This window comes from Paenibacillus glufosinatiresistens, assembly GCF_031470375.1.
In the GTDB taxonomy this organism is placed as follows: Bacteria; Bacillota; Bacilli; order Paenibacillales; family Paenibacillaceae; genus Paenibacillus_AQ; species Paenibacillus_AQ glufosinatiresistens.
In genome coordinates, this window is the sequence record NZ_JAVFHT010000003.1 from 103,051 (window position 1) to 118,952 (window position 15,902).

The window sequence follows — 15,902 nt, forward strand, 5'->3', positions numbered from 1 at the left end:
ATAAAATAACCTAAAGGACGGATTCAATCGTGAAACGAATTGTAGTGCTCGGGTCCACCGGTTCCATCGGGACCCAGACCCTGGATGTCGTAGCTCATCATCCCGAGGAATTCGTAATCGACGGTCTGGCGGCCGGCGGCAATACAGACCTGCTTCTGGAGCAGGTCCGGCGCTTCAGACCCCGCCGCGTATCCGTAGCCGGTCCCGAGCAGGCAGACAAGCTTGCTCCTCACCTGCCGGCAGGGACGGAACTCTTTTACGGGAACGAAGGACTGGTCGAACTTGCCGCAGGCGGCGATGCTGAACTGGTCGTTACCGCTGTAATGGGCAGCGTAGGTCTGCGCCCGACGCTTGCGGCTCTGGAAGCCGGACGGGATATCGGACTTGCGAACAAGGAGACACTGGTCACCGCCGGCCATCTCGTTACCGAACTGGCCCGGGCCCGCGGAGCGGCTGTTCTTCCGGTCGACAGCGAGCATTCCGCTATCTTTCAGTGCCTCAACGGAGAGCCCCGCGAAGATCTGGCCGGCATTACGCTGACGGCCTCCGGCGGTTCCTTCCGGCACTTGAACCGGGAACAGCTGAAGGATGTGACCGTTGAGGATGCGCTTCGCCACCCGAACTGGAGCATGGGCGCCAAAATCACCATCGATTCGGCGACAATGGTCAACAAGGGGCTTGAAGTCATCGAGGCCCACTGGCTGTTCGGGCTTCCGTATGAGCAGATTTCCGTATTGCTTCACCCGGAGAGCATCATCCATTCCTTTGTCGAGTTTCAGGACACCAGCATCATTGCCCAGCTCGGCAACCCTGACATGCGGGTGCCGATTCAATATGCGCTGACTTACCCACGCCGGCTTGTATCCCCAGGCGAACGGCTGTCGCTTGCCAAGGTAGGGCAGCTCCACTTCCGCGAGATGGATTACGAGCGCTATCCGGCGCTGCGTCTGGCCATTGAGTGCGGCAAGGCCGGCGGCCTGCTGACCACCGCCTTCAACGCCGCCAACGAAGCGGCCGTAGCCCGTTTCTTGCGCGGCGAGATTTCGTTCCTGCGGATTGAAGAAATTCTGGAAGAAGTGATCCAGCGTCAGGCGAATATCACGCTGCCCGGCCTCGAGGCGATCGAAGAATGCGACCGGGCCGCCCGGAAGCTGGCAGCCGAACTGTAGGGAGACCCAAAATTAGGAAGAACCCGTTGATTCTCTTGTGCCCGGTCCTTGAATAATGATAAATTAATAGGACATAGTCGGGTCTCACCTGAAGGGGGTATTTACGCTTGCATATGGTTCAGGTCGTATTTATGACGGTGCTCATGTTCTTCGTCCTGGTGACGGTGCATGAATGGGGGCATTATTATTTTGCCAAGCGTGCCGGTATTCTGGTTCGGGAATTTGCGATCGGTTTCGGTCCGAAACTGTTCTCCTATAAACGCGATGAAACCCAGTTCACCCTCCGTTTGCTGCCGTTTGGCGGATATGCCCGCATGGCGGGCGAAGATCCGGAAATCGTCGAGATCCAGACGGGACAGACCATTGCGGTGCGGCTGGGCGACAAGGACATCATCAAGAAGATCTACGTCGATCAGCTCGATACCCGCCGCAATGTCATTCGCGGCGAAGTGCAGTTTATTGACCTGGAGCAGGAACTGAAGGTCCGTCTGGATGTCGACGGGGAAGTGGCCGTCTATGACGTCGATCCGAGAGCGATGATGGTCAAGGGCAGCCAGCAGATCCAGATTGCGCCGCGGGACCGCCAGTACGGCAGCAAGACGGTCGGGCAGCGCGCTCTGGCGATTTTTGCCGGGCCGCTGATGAATTTCCTGCTTGCCTTTATTCTCTTTGCCCTCTACATCCAGATGGCAGGCGTTGCGGTAGAGAATCCCACTTATGTCAAGATCGGCGATGTGGCCGCCGGGATGCCGGCGGAGGAAGCCGGCATGCATAAAGGGGATATCGTATACTCCATCAACGGCGAACTGATCGGAGCCGATTATCAGAAGATGATCGACATGACGTCCGCATCCAACGGCAAACCGATGGACTGGGCAGTGAAACGCGGCGACGAGACGCTGAATTTCACGCTGACGCCGCGTACCATGGAAGGCCAGGAGGGAGCCAAAGTCGGCATTACGCCGGTGCTTCCGACTCGGTCGGCTACGATCGGCGAGACGATTACCGGGTCAGGACACGCCATGGTCGATACGACCAAAGCGATTTTCCTTGGATTCAAGCAGCTCATCAACCGCTTCAACATGGACGACATTGGCGGACCGGTCCGCACGTTCGAGCTGACGGGGCAGATTGCCCAGCAGGGGATTGAGTATTTGACCCACTGGGCCGCCATTCTCAGCCTATATCTCGGGATCTTCAACCTGCTGCCGATTCCGGCGCTGGACGGAAGCCGGCTCGTATTCCTCGGCGTGGAGGCTCTCCGCGGGAAGCCGGTCGACCCGGGCCATGAGGGCATGGTCCACTTCGTGGGCTTCGCAATGCTGTTCCTGCTGATGATTGCGGTAACGTACAACGATATTTTGCGCCTGATCAGCGGATAATCCGATCATGCCCGGCAGCTGGTTCTCCTTCAAGGAGAGCCGGACCGGACTCATTAACGGGAGGAAATCCATTCTATGTCCAAAGACAAACAATTCGTTACGGAAATTACACCGCAGGGAGAAGACTTCTCCCGCTGGTATATCGATGTTATCAAAAAGGCCGATCTGATGGATTACTCGCCGGTCAGAGGCTGCATCGTCTTCAAGCCGGACGGTTATGAAATCTGGGAGCATATCCAGGAAGAGATGAACCGCCGTTTCAAGGAGACAGGCCACCGGAATGCCTATTTCCCGCTGTTCATTCCGGAGAGCTTCTTCCAGAAGGAAAAGGAGCATGTGGAAGGCTTCAATCCCGAGCTGCCTTGGGTAACCGAAGCGGGCGGAGAGAAGCTGGAAGAGCGCCTGGCCATCCGTCCGACCTCGGAGACCATGATCGGCCACATGTATTCCAAGTGGATTCAGTCCTACCGCGACCTGCCGGTGCTGATTAACCAGTGGGCCAACGTCGTCCGCTGGGAGAAACGGACGCTGCCTTTCCTCCGGACAAGCGAATTCCTGTGGCAGGAAGGCCATACCGCCCATGAGAACGAGACGGAAGCCCGGGAAGAGACCATGCAGATGCTGGAGGTCTACCGCGATTTTGTAGAGGGCTTCCTTGCTATCCCGGTCATTACCGGACAGAAGACGCCGTCCGAACGTTTTGCCGGTGCGGTGGATACGTATTCCATCGAAGCGATGATGAAGGACGGACGCGCGGTGCAGGCGGGCACGTCGCATTATCTCGGCACGAAGTTTGCCGTCGCTTTTGATATCAAATACCTCAGCCGGGACAACAACCTGGAGTATGTGCACACCACTTCCTGGGGGACAAGCACCCGCCTGATCGGTTCGATGATCATGGTGCACGGCGACGACCGCGGTCTGGCGCTGCCGCCGAAGGTGGCTCCGACGCAGGTGATCATGATTCCGATCGGTCCTCCGAAGACACGGGATGCCGTGGTAGGCCGGACGGACGAACTGTTCCGCGAGCTGAAGAAGGCCGGTATCCGGGTGCGGGTCGATGACCGGACGGATGTAACGCCGGGCTGGAAATTCAACGAGTACGAAATGCGCGGCGTGCCGGTTCGTCTGGAACTGGGACCTCGCGATATGGAGAATGGGGTCTGCGTACTCGTCTCCCGCATCAGCGGAGAGAAGAAGGTGGTCCGGCAGGAGAATCTGGTTCAGGAAGTGCAGGACATGCTGGAGCAGGTACACCGCGAAATGTTCGAGCGGGCGCTGAGCTTCCGCGAGGAGCATTTCCATTCCGTAGACACGATGGAAGAAATGAAGGCGCAAATGGAAGAGAAACGGGGCTTTGCCCTGGCCGGATGGTGCGGTTCCGACGAATGCGAGAGCAAGGTCAAGGAAGAGACCGGCGCAACCAGCCGGAACATTCCGTTTAAGCCGGCCGAGAAGAAGATGGTATGCGTCTGCTGCGGTGAAGCCGCCGCTCATACGGTTGTTTTTGCCAAAGCGTACTAAGCAGCAAGCCCAGCCCGCTTCCGCGGACTACATGATGATGCCGTCCTTGTCTCAAGGGCGGCATTTGTTTGCCGGAAAGCGCGGCGTAATAGATACAGGCCGGTACCAGGCGAGAGGATAGTTTCAGATAAAGGCAGGAGGAAGCATGGAGCACAACGGGGAACAACGCAAACGGTTCGAGCTGCTGATGAGACAGGGCGAGCTGCCGCCGGCTCTGATTGACGAGCACTTTACGGATGGCTATATTGAGCGGGTAGAGATCAGCCGGGGCAACCGGGACTGGCATGTCGTCGTCGTCAAACCGGCTCTGGTGCCCGCACAGGCGTACCGCACGTTCAGTCTGCGCATCCGGGAACGTCTGTCGCATATCGCCCAGGTCAGCTTCTTGTTCCGGTACGGGGAGGCCGTGAGCCGAGCCGACATCGTGCAGGAATACTGGGGGCTGTTCCAGGAGTGGGTACAGCGGAAGATTCCGTCTTCGAGCGGATGGCTGTCCCGTTCCTCGCAGACCCTGGAGGGCGAGACGCTGCATTTGAGCATGAGCGACGGTATGTCGCTGGAGCTGGCCCGCAAGAAAGAGATTGACAAGGCCATCATCACGTTCTATTCCCGCTATTTTGATCTGCCGCTGAGGGTGAAGATCGAGCAGGCCGAGACGGCGAACCCGACTGAAGTCTTCGAGGAGTTCCAACAGAAGCTTCAGCGCGAAGAGCGCGAATACATCGAGCAGATGATGACGATGGCACGCGAAGCTGACGAACTGGCAGAAGTGGCCGACGGGGCGGAAGCGGTGCCGCTCCTGATCGGCTATGACATCAAAGAGCCGCCGGTTCCGCTTGTCGAGCTTCAGGATGAGGAGAAGAAGATTACCGTTCAGGGAACGATCTTCGGACTGGACAGCAAGGAGCTCCGCAACGGAAGCACGCTGTTCACCTTCTTCGTTACCGATTTTACCGATTCGCTGCAAATGAAGCTGTTCGCCAAGAACAAGGAAGATTTGAAGGTCATGGGCCAGCTGGCCAACGGCAAATGGATCAAGGCGCGCGGCCGTGTCGAGTACGACCGGTTCATGCAGACGCCGGAGCTTGTCATGATTCCGTCGGACCTGGCCGAAGTATCGGCTCCGCCGGTCCGCAAGGACAATGCCGAGCGCAAGCGGGTGGAATTTCATCTGCACAGTGCAATGAGCACGATGGACGCGGTAACGCCGATCGACGCCTACATCAAGACGGCAGCCAAGTGGGGACATCCCGCCATCGCCGTGACCGACCACGGCGGAGTGCAGTGTTATCCGGAAGCCGCCAAGGCGGCGAAGAAGAACGGCATCAAAATGCTGTACGGCGTAGAGGCCAATGTGGTCAACGACTCCGTCGCGGTCGTGGAGAATCCGCAGCCGCTGGACCTGAAGACGGCAACCTATGTCGTCTTCGACATCGAGACCACGGGTCTTTCGATTACCCGCAACAACATTACCGAACTTGCAGCCGTGAAGATGCAGGGCGGGCAGGAGATTGACCGCTATACGACGTTCGTGAACCCGCATGAGAAGATTCCGTATCACATTCAGCAGCTGACCAACATTACGGACGAAATGGTCAAGGATGCCCCGGACATTGCGCCGGTGTTGGACGAATTCACCGCTTTTGCCGGGGATGCCGTGCTCGTTGCGCACAACGCCCGGTTCGATATGGGCTTCATTCAGGCCATGCTGGCCAAACACGGCAAGCCGCAGATGACCAACCCGTTCCTGGATACGCTGGAGCTGGCGCGGCTGCTGCATCCGAATATGAAGAACCACCGGCTGAACACATTGGCGGACAAATACAAAGTGCTGCTGGAGAGCCATCACCGGGCGGTGGACGATACCGTGGCGCTCGGCGGCATTCTGAACGGCCTGCTGGCCGATGCCGAGAAATTGAAGGGACTGACGATGCTGGACCGGCTGAACGATTATGTCGGCAAGGATCTGTCCAATACGCGGCCGTTTCACTGCGGCATCTATGCCTTGAACGCGGTCGGGAAGAAGAATCTGTATAAGCTGATTTCTCTCTCCCACACCGAATACTTCAAACGGGTGCCTTGCATTCCCCGCTCCAAGCTTGTAGAGCTGCGGGAAGGCCTGCTGGTGATTTCCGGCTGCGAGCGCGGCGAGTTCTTCGAGGCGGTCCTGAACAAATCGGTGGAAGAGGCGATCGAAGTCGCCGCCTTCTACGACGTGCTGGAGATTCAGCCTCTGACCATGTACATGCATCTGGTGGACAAGGGCTTCGTCGCAAGCCCCGATGAGCTTCGGGACTGCGTGCGGCGGGTATGCGACATCGGCGAGAAGCTGAACAAGCCGGTCATTGCCACCGGCAACGTTCATTATCTGGACCCTCGGGACAAGCTGTTCCGCGACATTACGATTCATGGAATCACCGGCTTCAGCCCGCTGAAGGACCAGCGCAAGCCGGATGCCCATTTCCGGACAACGGACGAGATGCTGGAGGAGTTTGCTTTTCTGGGTGCGGAGAAGGCGATGGAGGTCGTGGTGGACAACACGGTGGCGCTTGCCGACCGATTCGAGGAATATCCGCTGTTCCCGTCCGAATTGTTCACCCCCAACATTGAAGGGGCGGAGCAGGAGATTCGCGATACCTGCTACCAGACGGCGCGTTCGATCTATGGCGAGGAGCTGCCTGAAGTCGTCGTGGCCCGGCTGGAGAAAGAATTGGAGCCGATTATCAAGTACGGCTTCTCCGCCAACTACCTGATCTCGGAACGGCTCGTCAAAAAGTCGAACCGCGACGGCTACCTGGTCGGTTCCCGCGGTTCCGTAGGCTCTTCGGTCGTGGCGACCTTCCTCGGCATCTCCGAGGTGAACCCGCTGCCGGCGCACTATATTTGCCGCAACGCCGACTGCCGGTACAGCGAGTGGTTCCTGGACGGAAGCGTGCCGAGCGGATTCGACTTGCCGGACAAGCTGTGTCCGGACTGCGGCGGCATGCTCAAGGGCGAGGGCCAGGACATTCCGTTCGAGACGTTCCTCGGCTTCAAGGGAGACAAGGTTCCCGATATCGACCTTAACTTCTCCGGGGAATACCAGCCGCAGGCGCACAACTTCACGAAGGTCATGTTCGGGGAGAAAAGCGTATTCCGCGCCGGCACCATCGGCACCGTGGCCGAGAAGACTGCGTACGGCTTCGCCAAGAAGTACGAAGAAGACCACCACAAGCGCTGGCGCGGAGCGGAGCTGAGCCGGCTTGCGGCCGGCTGTACGGGCGTCAAGCGCAGCACCGGCCAGCATCCCGGCGGCATCGTCGTCGTTCCGGATTACATGGAGGTCGAAGATATCACGCCGGTGCAGTACCCGGCGGACGATGTGAACGCCGAGTGGAAGACGACCCATTTTGACTACCACGCCTTCGATTCGAACCTGCTGAAGCTCGATATTCTGGGACACGACGATCCGACCATGATGCGTATGCTCCAGGACCTCACCGGGGTGGACCCGATTTCGATTCCGATGAACGATCCGAAGGTGATGAGCCTGTTCAACTCGACGGAAGCGCTCGGCGTGACGCCGGAGCAGATCCGCACTCCCGTTGCCACCTACGGCGTTCCCGAGATGGGAACGAAGTTCGTCCGCCAGATGCTGGTGGAGTCGAAGCCGTCGAGCTTTGCCGACCTTCTGCAGATTTCGGGACTGTCGCACGGAACGGGCGTCTGGCTCGGCAATGCGCAGGAACTGATCAAGAACGGAACCTGCAACATCAAGACCGTAATCGGCTGCCGCGACGACATTATGCTCTATCTGATCTACAAAGCGGGCATGGATGCGGGTCTCGCCTTCAAGATCACCGAGAGCGTCCGCAAAGGCAAGGGTCTTACACCGGAATGGATCGACGAGATGAAGAAGTGCAAAGTGCCGCAGTGGTACATTGATTCCTGCCTCAAGATCCAGTACATGTTCCCGAAAGCCCACGCCGCCGCCTATGTCATCTCGGCCGTCCGGACCGCTTATTTCAAGCTGTATTACCCGATCGAATATTATGCGACCTATTTCTCCGTACGTGCGGCGGATTTCGATATTGAACTCTGCTGCAAGGGATACGACGCGATTCTCAAGGCCATAATTGAAATAGAGCAAAAGGGCTTCCAGGCCCAGCCGAAAGAGAAGGCGCTGCTGCCGATTCTGGAGATGGCGCTGGAGATGACCGCCCGGGGCTTCACCTTCAAAAGCCTCGACCTCTACCGCTCGGATGCGACCCGCTTCACCGTCGACGGCGACAGCCTGATTCCGCCCTTCTCGGCGATGGCCGGCATCGGCGACAACGCGGCGCGCAATATCGCCGCCGCCAAGGACGGCGGGGAATTCCTGTCGATTGAGGATTTCCAGCAGCGGTCGAAGGCGAGCAAGACGATCGTGGAGATGCTGACGAATATGGGCTGCTTCCGCGGTCTGCCGGAGAGCAACCAGCTGTCGCTCTTTTAACCGGCGCGAAGGTACGGTCAAGGTTCGCCACTTGTCAGTCTTGCCCTCGCTATGGTATAATTTTTCTTGGTAATAATGAGATAAGTCCGTTTGCGAGAGAGTGGGGAAACCCACTCTTTAGCTTTGAAATGCCAGAATTTACGAGTTCGTGGAGGTTATTTTCATTTGAGCACACCCAAAATTAAAGGTACGGTCGAAGAAATGCTGAAACCCTACCTGGACGACAACGGTTTCGAGCTGGTTGACGTAGAGTATGTCAAGGAAGGCTCCAATTACTTTCTGCGTGTGTTTGTGGACAAGGAAGGCGGCATCGACATCGACGACTGCGGCGTGATCAGCGAATACCTGAGCGCCAAGCTGGACGAGAATGATCCGATCGAGGGCGCCTATTTTCTGGAGGTATCTTCGCCCGGGGCGGAACGGCCGCTGAAGAAGGCCGACGATGTGCGCAAGGCGGTCGGCAAGGATGTATTTGTTACGACCTATGAGCCGATCGGCGGTCTGAAGGAATTCGAGGGCCGGCTGTTGTCGTTCGAGAATGAGGAACTGCTTATCTCCGCGGGCAAGAAGCAGCACACTGTTCCGTATGCCAAAGTCGCCAGCGCGCGATTGGCGATTATATTCTAACGTACTTGAAAGGGGGACCGGATTTTTCATGAGTATGGATTTTATCGAAGCTATGAATGAACTGGAAAGAGAGAAAGGTATCAGCAAGGATGTGCTGTTCGAGGCCATCGAAGCTGCGCTGATCTCCAGCTACAAGCGAAACTTCAACGCCGCGCAGAACGTGCGCGTAGATATGAACCGTAATACGGGCGTCATCAAGGTGTTCGCGCGCAAGCTGATCGTGGAAGAGGTGCTGGATTCCCGCACCGAGATTTCCCTGCCGGCGGCCCGGGAGATCAACCCGCATTTTCAGCTGGAAGACGTGGCGGAACTCGAAGTCACACCGCGCGACTTTGGACGGATTGCCGCCCAGACCGCGAAGCAGGTTGTAACGCAGCGCATTCGCGAAGCCGAGCGCGGCCTTATTTATAACGCTTTTATCGACAAGGAAGAGGATATTGTGACCGGTCTCGTGCAGCGCCAGGACCTTCGCAATATTTATGTGGATCTCGGCAAGATTGAAGCCGTGCTCCCGCTGACCGAGCTGATGCCCGGGGAGAAATTCAAGCACGGCGAACGGATCAAGGCTTACATTACAAAGGTGGAGAATACGACCAAGGGGCCGCAGATTCTGCTCTCCCGTACCCATCCCGGCCTGCTGAAACGTCTGTTCGAGCTTGAAGTTCCGGAAATCTTCGACGGCGTGGTCGAGATTCGTTCCGTTGCCCGCGAAGCCGGCTTCCGCTCCAAGATTGCCGTCTACTCCCGCAATGCGGAAGTCGATCCGGTCGGCTCCTGCGTCGGTCCGAGAGGAACGCGCGTGCAGACCATCGTCACGGAACTTCGGGGCGAGAAGATCGACATCGTCCGTTATTCGGAATCGGTGGAGGAATATGTAGCCAATGCGCTCAGCCCTTCCAAGGTGCTGGAGGTGCAGGTGTTCGAGGCAGAGAAGATGGCCCGCGTCATCGTGCCGGATTACCAGCTCTCACTGGCGATCGGCATCAAAGGACAGAACGCCCGCCTGGCCGCCAAGCTGACCGGCTGGAAGATCGACATCAAGAGCGAGACCCAGGCGGAGCAGGAATTCGGCAGACCGAAGACGCCTGGCGATGAAATGCCTCAGGATTCCGTCTCGATCGACTAAGTTCCAGGAAGAGGCGGTGCTAGAATCATGGTGAAGCAGAAGAAGGTTCCGCTGCGCAAATGTGTGGCGAGCCAGGAAATGATGCCCAAGAAAGAGCTGATCCGGATTGTGCGTACGCCGGAGGGCGAAGTGCTGATTGATCTTACCGGCAAAAAGTCCGGGCGGGGCGCCTATATTTGCGGCAAGCTGGAATACTTCCGGCTGGCCCAGAAGAACAAGGCGCTGGACCGGGCGCTCAAAACCACGGTGGGGCCTGAAATCTACGAGCAGCTGATGCGGGATTTCATCAAAGTGGAGGACCGGTTCCTCGCCGCCAAGGAAGGGCCGGATGATGATGACGAATAGAGCGCTCTCCAATCTGGGACTCGCCATGCGCGCCGGCAAGGTGCAGACGGGCGATGAAATCGTACTGAAGGCCATCCGCTCCAAAGAAGCGAAGCTTGTAATCTTGGCAGAGGATGCTTCGGAGAATACGCACAAGAAGTTCCGCGATAAGTGCGGGACCTACGATATTCCGCTGGTGATCGGGGCTAGCCGCGATACCCTTGGCGAAGCGATCGGCAAAGAAAGCCGTGTCGTCATCGCCGTTACCGATCAGGGATTCGCGAACATGATCTCCAGACAGCTAGGAGACAATGTCGGAGGTGGAGTTATTGACTAAACAGGATAATAAGGACAAATTGCGTGTTTATGAATATGCCAAGTCGCTGAACATGAGCAGCAAAGAAATTATCACCATCCTGAAGCGGCTCAACGTCCCTGTGAATAACCATATGAGCGTAATGGAGAACGACTCCGTCTCCAAAGTGGAGCAATTCTTCAAAGATGTCAAAAGCAATGCGGCGGCCAAGCGCGAGAACTCGGCCGCAAGCCGGCCGGTTCAGACAAGCGCTGCCGCCGATAGCCAGAGTGCCAACAAAAATCAAAATGAAAAGCAGGTAGGTATGAACAGTAAACCGAACAACTCATCGACAACGTCACAACGTCCGCAAGGCGGCCAGGATAACCGCCGTACTTCCAGTTCGAACAGCTCCCGCCCTCAGGGTCAAGGCAGCGCACCCCGCCAGGACGGACGTCCGCAGGGTCAAAGCGGCGGCCAGAGCCGTCCGCAGGGCCAAGGCGGCCAGGGCAGCCGTCCGCAAGGCCAGGGCGGCCAGAACCGTCCGGGCGGCAACCGTCCGCAGGGCCAAGGCGGCAACCGCAGCGGTGAAGGACGCCCGCAAGGCCAGGGCGGCGGAGCACCGCGTCCGCAGGGCCAAGGCGGCCAGAGCGGCCCCCGCACAGGCGGCGGCAGCCGTCCGCAAGGCCAGGGCGGCGGAGCACGCCCGGGCGATTCCCGTCCGGCTGCACAGGGCGGCGGCGCAGGCAGCAATGACCGGAACCGTAGAGGCGGCAACGGCAGCGGCAACAACCGCCAGAACGGCAACTCGAAGCGCTTTGAAGACGGCAAGGGCGGCTTCCGCGGCGGCAACAACCGCGGCGGCAAGAACCAGCGCGGCCGGAATCAGTACTCGGGGGAACGCCGGGAGAAGATTGACAATACACCGAAGAAGATTATTGTCCGCGGCGAGATGACGGTCGGCGAGACCGCCAAGCTGCTGCACAAGGATGCTTCCGAGGTTATCAAGAAGCTGATTCTGATGGGCGTTATGGCGACCATCAACCAGGAACTGGATATTGATACCATCCAGCTGCTCGCCGGCGAATTCGGCGTAGAAGTGGAAGTCAAGATTCCGGTTGAAGAAGACCGGTTCGAGACGGTAGAAGAGAACGACGCTGAAGAAGATCTGGTGTCTCGTCCTCCGGTCGTCACGATCATGGGCCACGTTGACCACGGCAAGACGACGCTTCTGGATGCGATCCGCAAGACGAACGTGACCGGCGGCGAAGCCGGCGGCATCACGCAGCATATCGGCGCTTATCAGGTGGAGATCAACCATAAGAAGATTACCTTCCTCGATACGCCGGGCCACGAAGCCTTCACGGCCATGCGTGCCCGCGGTGCGCAGGTTACCGATATGACGATTATCGTCGTTGCAGCCGATGACGGCGTGATGCCGCAGACGGTCGAAGCGATTAACCATGCGAAGGCCGCCGGACTGCCGATTATCGTAGCGGTCAACAAGATTGATAAGCCGGGCGCCGATCCGGACCGCGTGAAGCAGGAACTGACGAACTACGAGCTCGTTCCGGAAGAGTGGGGCGGCGATACGATCTTCGTCAACGTCTCCGCCAAGCAGCGCATCGGTCTGGAGGAACTGCTTGAAATGATTCTGCTCGTTGCGGAAGTCAACGAGTACAAAGCCAACCCGAACAAGCGGGCGCGCGGTACGGTCATCGAAGCCGAGCTCGACAAGAGCCGCGGACCGGTGGCTCGGATTCTCGTCCAGCACGGTACGCTGCATGTGGGCGATGCTTTTGTCGCCGGCAACTGCTTTGGCCGCATCCGGGTTATGGTCAGTGACAAGGGACGCCGCCTGAAGGAAGCCGGTCCTTCGACTCCGGTCGAGATCACCGGTCTGACCGAAGTACCGGGAGCCGGCGATCCGTTCATGGTATTCGAGGATGAGCGGAAGGCCCGCTCTATCGCCGACAAGCGTGCGATTACGCAGCGCCAGTCGGAGCTGAATACGAACAGCCGCGTCACGCTGGACGACCTGTTCAAGCATATCAAGGACGGCGAAATCAAGGACCTGAACGTCATTATCAAGGGCGACGTTCAAGGGTCGGTTGAAGCGCTGAAGAGCTCGCTGGCCAAGATCGAAGTGGAAGGCGTGCGCGTCAAGATTATTCACAGCGGAGCGGGAGCCATTACGGAATCCGATATTACGCTGGCCGCGGCATCGAATGCCATTGTCATCGGCTTCAATGTTCGTCCGGACGCCCAGACCAAGGCGGCGGCCGAGCAGGAGAAGGTGGATGTTCGTCTCCACAACATCATCTACAATGTAATCGAAGAGATCGAACAGGCCATGAAGGGCATGCTCGATCCGGTATTCAAAGAGAACGTCATCGGCCACGCCGAAGTGCGCAACATGTTCAAGATCAGCAAAGTCGGCACGATTGCGGGCTGTATGGTTATCGACGGCAAGATCGCGCGCAACGCCGAGCTTCGCCTTATCCGCAGCGGCATCGTCGTCTTCCAGGGCAAGATTGATTCCCTGAAACGCTTCAAGGATGATGCCAAAGAAGTGGCGCAGGGTTATGAATGCGGCATAACTTTGGAACGCTATAACGACATCCAGGTGGGTGACATTATCGAAGCGTTCGTTATGGAATCCGTCGAGCGCTAAAGACAAGAGGTGACAATAACATGTCCAAGATCAGAGCGGAGCGGGTTGGCGAGCAGATCAAGAAAGAGCTCAGTCTCCTGATCCAGAAAGAGTTGAAGGATCCTCGGGTCGGTTTCGTTACCGTAACCGGCGTTGATGTGACCAATGATCTGTCCCAGGCCAAAGTCTATCTCAGCGTATTCGGCAGCGACGAGCAGAAGGCTGCTTCCCTGAAGGCAATTGAGAAGGCGAACGGCTTTCTGAGATCCGAACTGGGCAAAGTGATCCGCCTCCGGCATACGCCGGAGCTGATCTTCAAGTTCGACGAATCGGTTGCCTACGGCAGCCGGATCGAGAAGCTGCTCGGAGAGATCGGCCGAACGGATGAGAAGGAGTCTTAATTAAAGGAGACGGCGAATGCAGAGCTACGAACAATGTCTCCGGCAGACCCGCGAGTTTCTGCTGGAACACGACGATTATTTGATAGTGTCGCATGTTCAGCCGGACGGAGATGCAGTCAGCTCCACCCTAGCGGTGGGCTGGCTTCTCTCATGTCTGGGCAAGAAATACGTTATGATCAACGAAGGCCCGATTCCGGCGCGCATGCGTTATCTGTGGCATGCCGGTGAGATTCTCGATATGTCCGTTTCGCAGCCCGACCGCAAGTTCAGCCATGTCATCTGCGTCGATTGTGCGGATTTCCAGCGCGTCGGCGGGACCCAGCGGCTGTTCGCCGAGGATGCGCGGATCGTGAACATTGACCATCATCCAACCAACAACGGATACGGGGAGATTACGCTGATCAAGCCCGACGCTGCGGCAACCGCGGAGATTCTGTTCGATCTGCTGAATGAATTCGGGGCAGCCTGGGATAAAGAGATTGCGACGGCCATCTACACCGGCCTGCTGACGGATACGGGAGGGTTCAGATACTCCAATACTTCGCCGAAGGTAATGGCGGCGGTATCGAAGCTGCTTGAAATGGGCGTGAACGGCCCGGAACTGGCCGAGACCCTGCTGGAGGAGATGACGCTTCCCCAGATGAGGGTGCTGACGAGAGCGCTGAATACGCTGCAGATGTCTCCCCGCGGAGACATCGCCTGGGTAGTCGTCACCCCGAAGGACATGGAAGAGTGCGGAGCGGCCAATGAGGACCTGGAAGGAATCGTGAACTATCCGCGCAATATTCAGGGCGTGGAAGTGGGACTCCTCTTCAAGGTCATTCATGACGGCGCCGTCAAGGTCAGCCTGCGTTCAGCAGGAAGAGTGGACGTGGCGGCACTGGCCCAGGTCTTCGGAGGAGGCGGCCACACACGGGCAGCGGGAGCCCGCCTTGAAATGAAGGTGGAACAGGCGGTCGAGCAGGTTCTGGAGGAGGTCAACCGGAGATTATGACGGAACTGGAAGGCGTATTGGCCGTCCACAAGCCTGCAGGCATGACCTCCCATGATGTCGTATCCCGGGCGCGCCGCCTGCTTGGTATGAAACGAATCGGCCACACCGGGACGCTGGACCCCATGGTAACCGGCGTTCTCCCCCTTTGTCTCGGCAGAGCAACCCGGGTGGTCGAATATATTCAGGATTTGCCGAAGGAGTATGTCGCCGTTCTTCGGCTTGGGGTCAGCAGCGACACCGAAGACCTGACCGGAACTCTGACGGAGTCGGAGGAAGAAATTCGGGTGACCGAGGAAGAAGTGCGCGGGGCGCTCGAGCGCTTCCGCGGCGTCATTTCCCAGGTTCCTCCCATGTATTCGGCGGTCAAGGTGGACGGAAGACGGCTCTATGAACTTGCCCGGGAAGGCAAGGTAGTGGAGCGCAAGAGCCGGGAAGTCGAAATTTACGAAATTGAAATGCTGGGAATGACGCCGACGCCGGATGGACGGCACCGTGACGTAGCCTTCCGGGCGCTCTGTTCCAAGGGAACCTATATCCGGACGCTGTGCGTGGATATCGGCCGGGCGCTCTCGGTGCCGGCGGCCATGGTGAAGCTGGAGCGGACGCGGTCCGGCGGCATTACGCTGGACCGGTGTCTGACGCTCGAGCAGATAGCTGCCCGCATGGAGCGCGGAGACCTGCAGGAGGCGTTGATTCCGGCGGATCAGGCCATTGCCCATCTTCCGGAGCACCGGGTCATGGAAGAGAAGCGCAAGGCGGCTCTTCAGGGGCAGCGGCTGGCTGCGCGTTTTGTGGCGCCGGAGGTCGGAGCATCCGGTCCGATTCGGCTGTACGACGAAAAGGGCGAATTCCTGGGCATCTTTGAACGCGAAGAGAGCGGGGCCATCGCTCCGGTAAAAGTATTCAATTAAAGAAACCGTGAACTTATAAGAA

General features: G+C 58.1%; 11 protein-coding genes and 1 pseudogene. All 12 read left to right on the forward strand.

Annotated features, from left to right (window positions below; all coding sequences use genetic code 11):
* Positions 1-29 precede the first annotated feature (29 nt).
* Complete coding sequence (locus RBI05_RS05460) at positions 30-1,169, forward strand: 1-deoxy-D-xylulose-5-phosphate reductoisomerase (protein ID WP_310550356.1); 1,140 nt, start codon at positions 30-32, stop codon at positions 1,167-1,169.
* A gap of 107 nt (positions 1,170-1,276) precedes the next feature.
* On the forward strand, positions 1,277-2,551 hold the full coding sequence (gene rseP, locus RBI05_RS05465; RefSeq protein WP_310550357.1) for an RIP metalloprotease RseP: 1,275 nt from the start codon (positions 1,277-1,279) through the stop codon (positions 2,549-2,551).
* Between the two features lie 75 nt (positions 2,552-2,626).
* Positions 2,627-4,075, forward strand: coding sequence for a proline--tRNA ligase (gene proS, locus RBI05_RS05470; protein WP_310550358.1), 1,449 nt, complete (start codon positions 2,627-2,629; stop codon positions 4,073-4,075).
* A gap of 145 nt (positions 4,076-4,220) precedes the next feature.
* Positions 4,221-8,549 (forward strand): PolC-type DNA polymerase III, encoded by a 4,329-nt coding sequence (locus RBI05_RS05475; protein WP_310550359.1) that lies wholly within the window; start codon positions 4,221-4,223, stop codon positions 8,547-8,549.
* Between the two features lie 165 nt (positions 8,550-8,714).
* Positions 8,715-9,176 (forward strand): ribosome maturation factor RimP, encoded by a 462-nt coding sequence (gene rimP / locus RBI05_RS05480; protein ID WP_310550360.1) that lies wholly within the window; start codon positions 8,715-8,717, stop codon positions 9,174-9,176.
* A gap of 28 nt (positions 9,177-9,204) precedes the next feature.
* Entirely contained in the window at positions 9,205-10,302 is a 1,098-nt protein-coding gene (gene nusA / locus RBI05_RS05485; RefSeq protein WP_150457263.1) for a transcription termination factor NusA, read from the forward strand.
* A 30-nt stretch (positions 10,303-10,332) separates the two neighbouring features.
* Complete coding sequence (gene rnpM / locus RBI05_RS05490) at positions 10,333-10,647, forward strand: RNase P modulator RnpM (protein WP_150457457.1); 315 nt, start codon at positions 10,333-10,335, stop codon at positions 10,645-10,647.
* Positions 10,637-10,961, forward strand: a pseudogene (locus RBI05_RS05495) (YlxQ family RNA-binding protein); the annotation flags it as partial. The gene rnpM and the pseudogene RBI05_RS05495, both read left to right, overlap by 11 nt.
* Positions 10,956-13,595, forward strand: coding sequence for a translation initiation factor IF-2 (gene infB / locus RBI05_RS05500; protein ID WP_310550498.1), 2,640 nt, complete (start codon positions 10,956-10,958; stop codon positions 13,593-13,595). The pseudogene RBI05_RS05495 and the gene infB, both read left to right, overlap by 6 nt.
* 20 nt (positions 13,596-13,615) lie before the next feature.
* Positions 13,616-13,975: a 30S ribosome-binding factor RbfA gene (gene rbfA, locus RBI05_RS05505; RefSeq protein WP_150457265.1), complete on the forward strand. Its 360-nt coding sequence runs from the start codon at positions 13,616-13,618 to the stop codon at positions 13,973-13,975.
* 16 nt (positions 13,976-13,991) lie between these two features.
* Complete coding sequence (locus RBI05_RS05510; protein ID WP_150457266.1) at positions 13,992-14,969, forward strand: DHH family phosphoesterase; 978 nt, start codon at positions 13,992-13,994, stop codon at positions 14,967-14,969.
* Positions 14,966-15,880: a tRNA pseudouridine(55) synthase TruB gene (gene truB / locus RBI05_RS05515; protein ID WP_310550361.1), complete on the forward strand. Its 915-nt coding sequence runs from the start codon at positions 14,966-14,968 to the stop codon at positions 15,878-15,880. Before RBI05_RS05510 ends, truB begins: the two co-directional genes overlap by 4 nt.
* Positions 15,881-15,902: the final 22 nt, after the last annotated feature.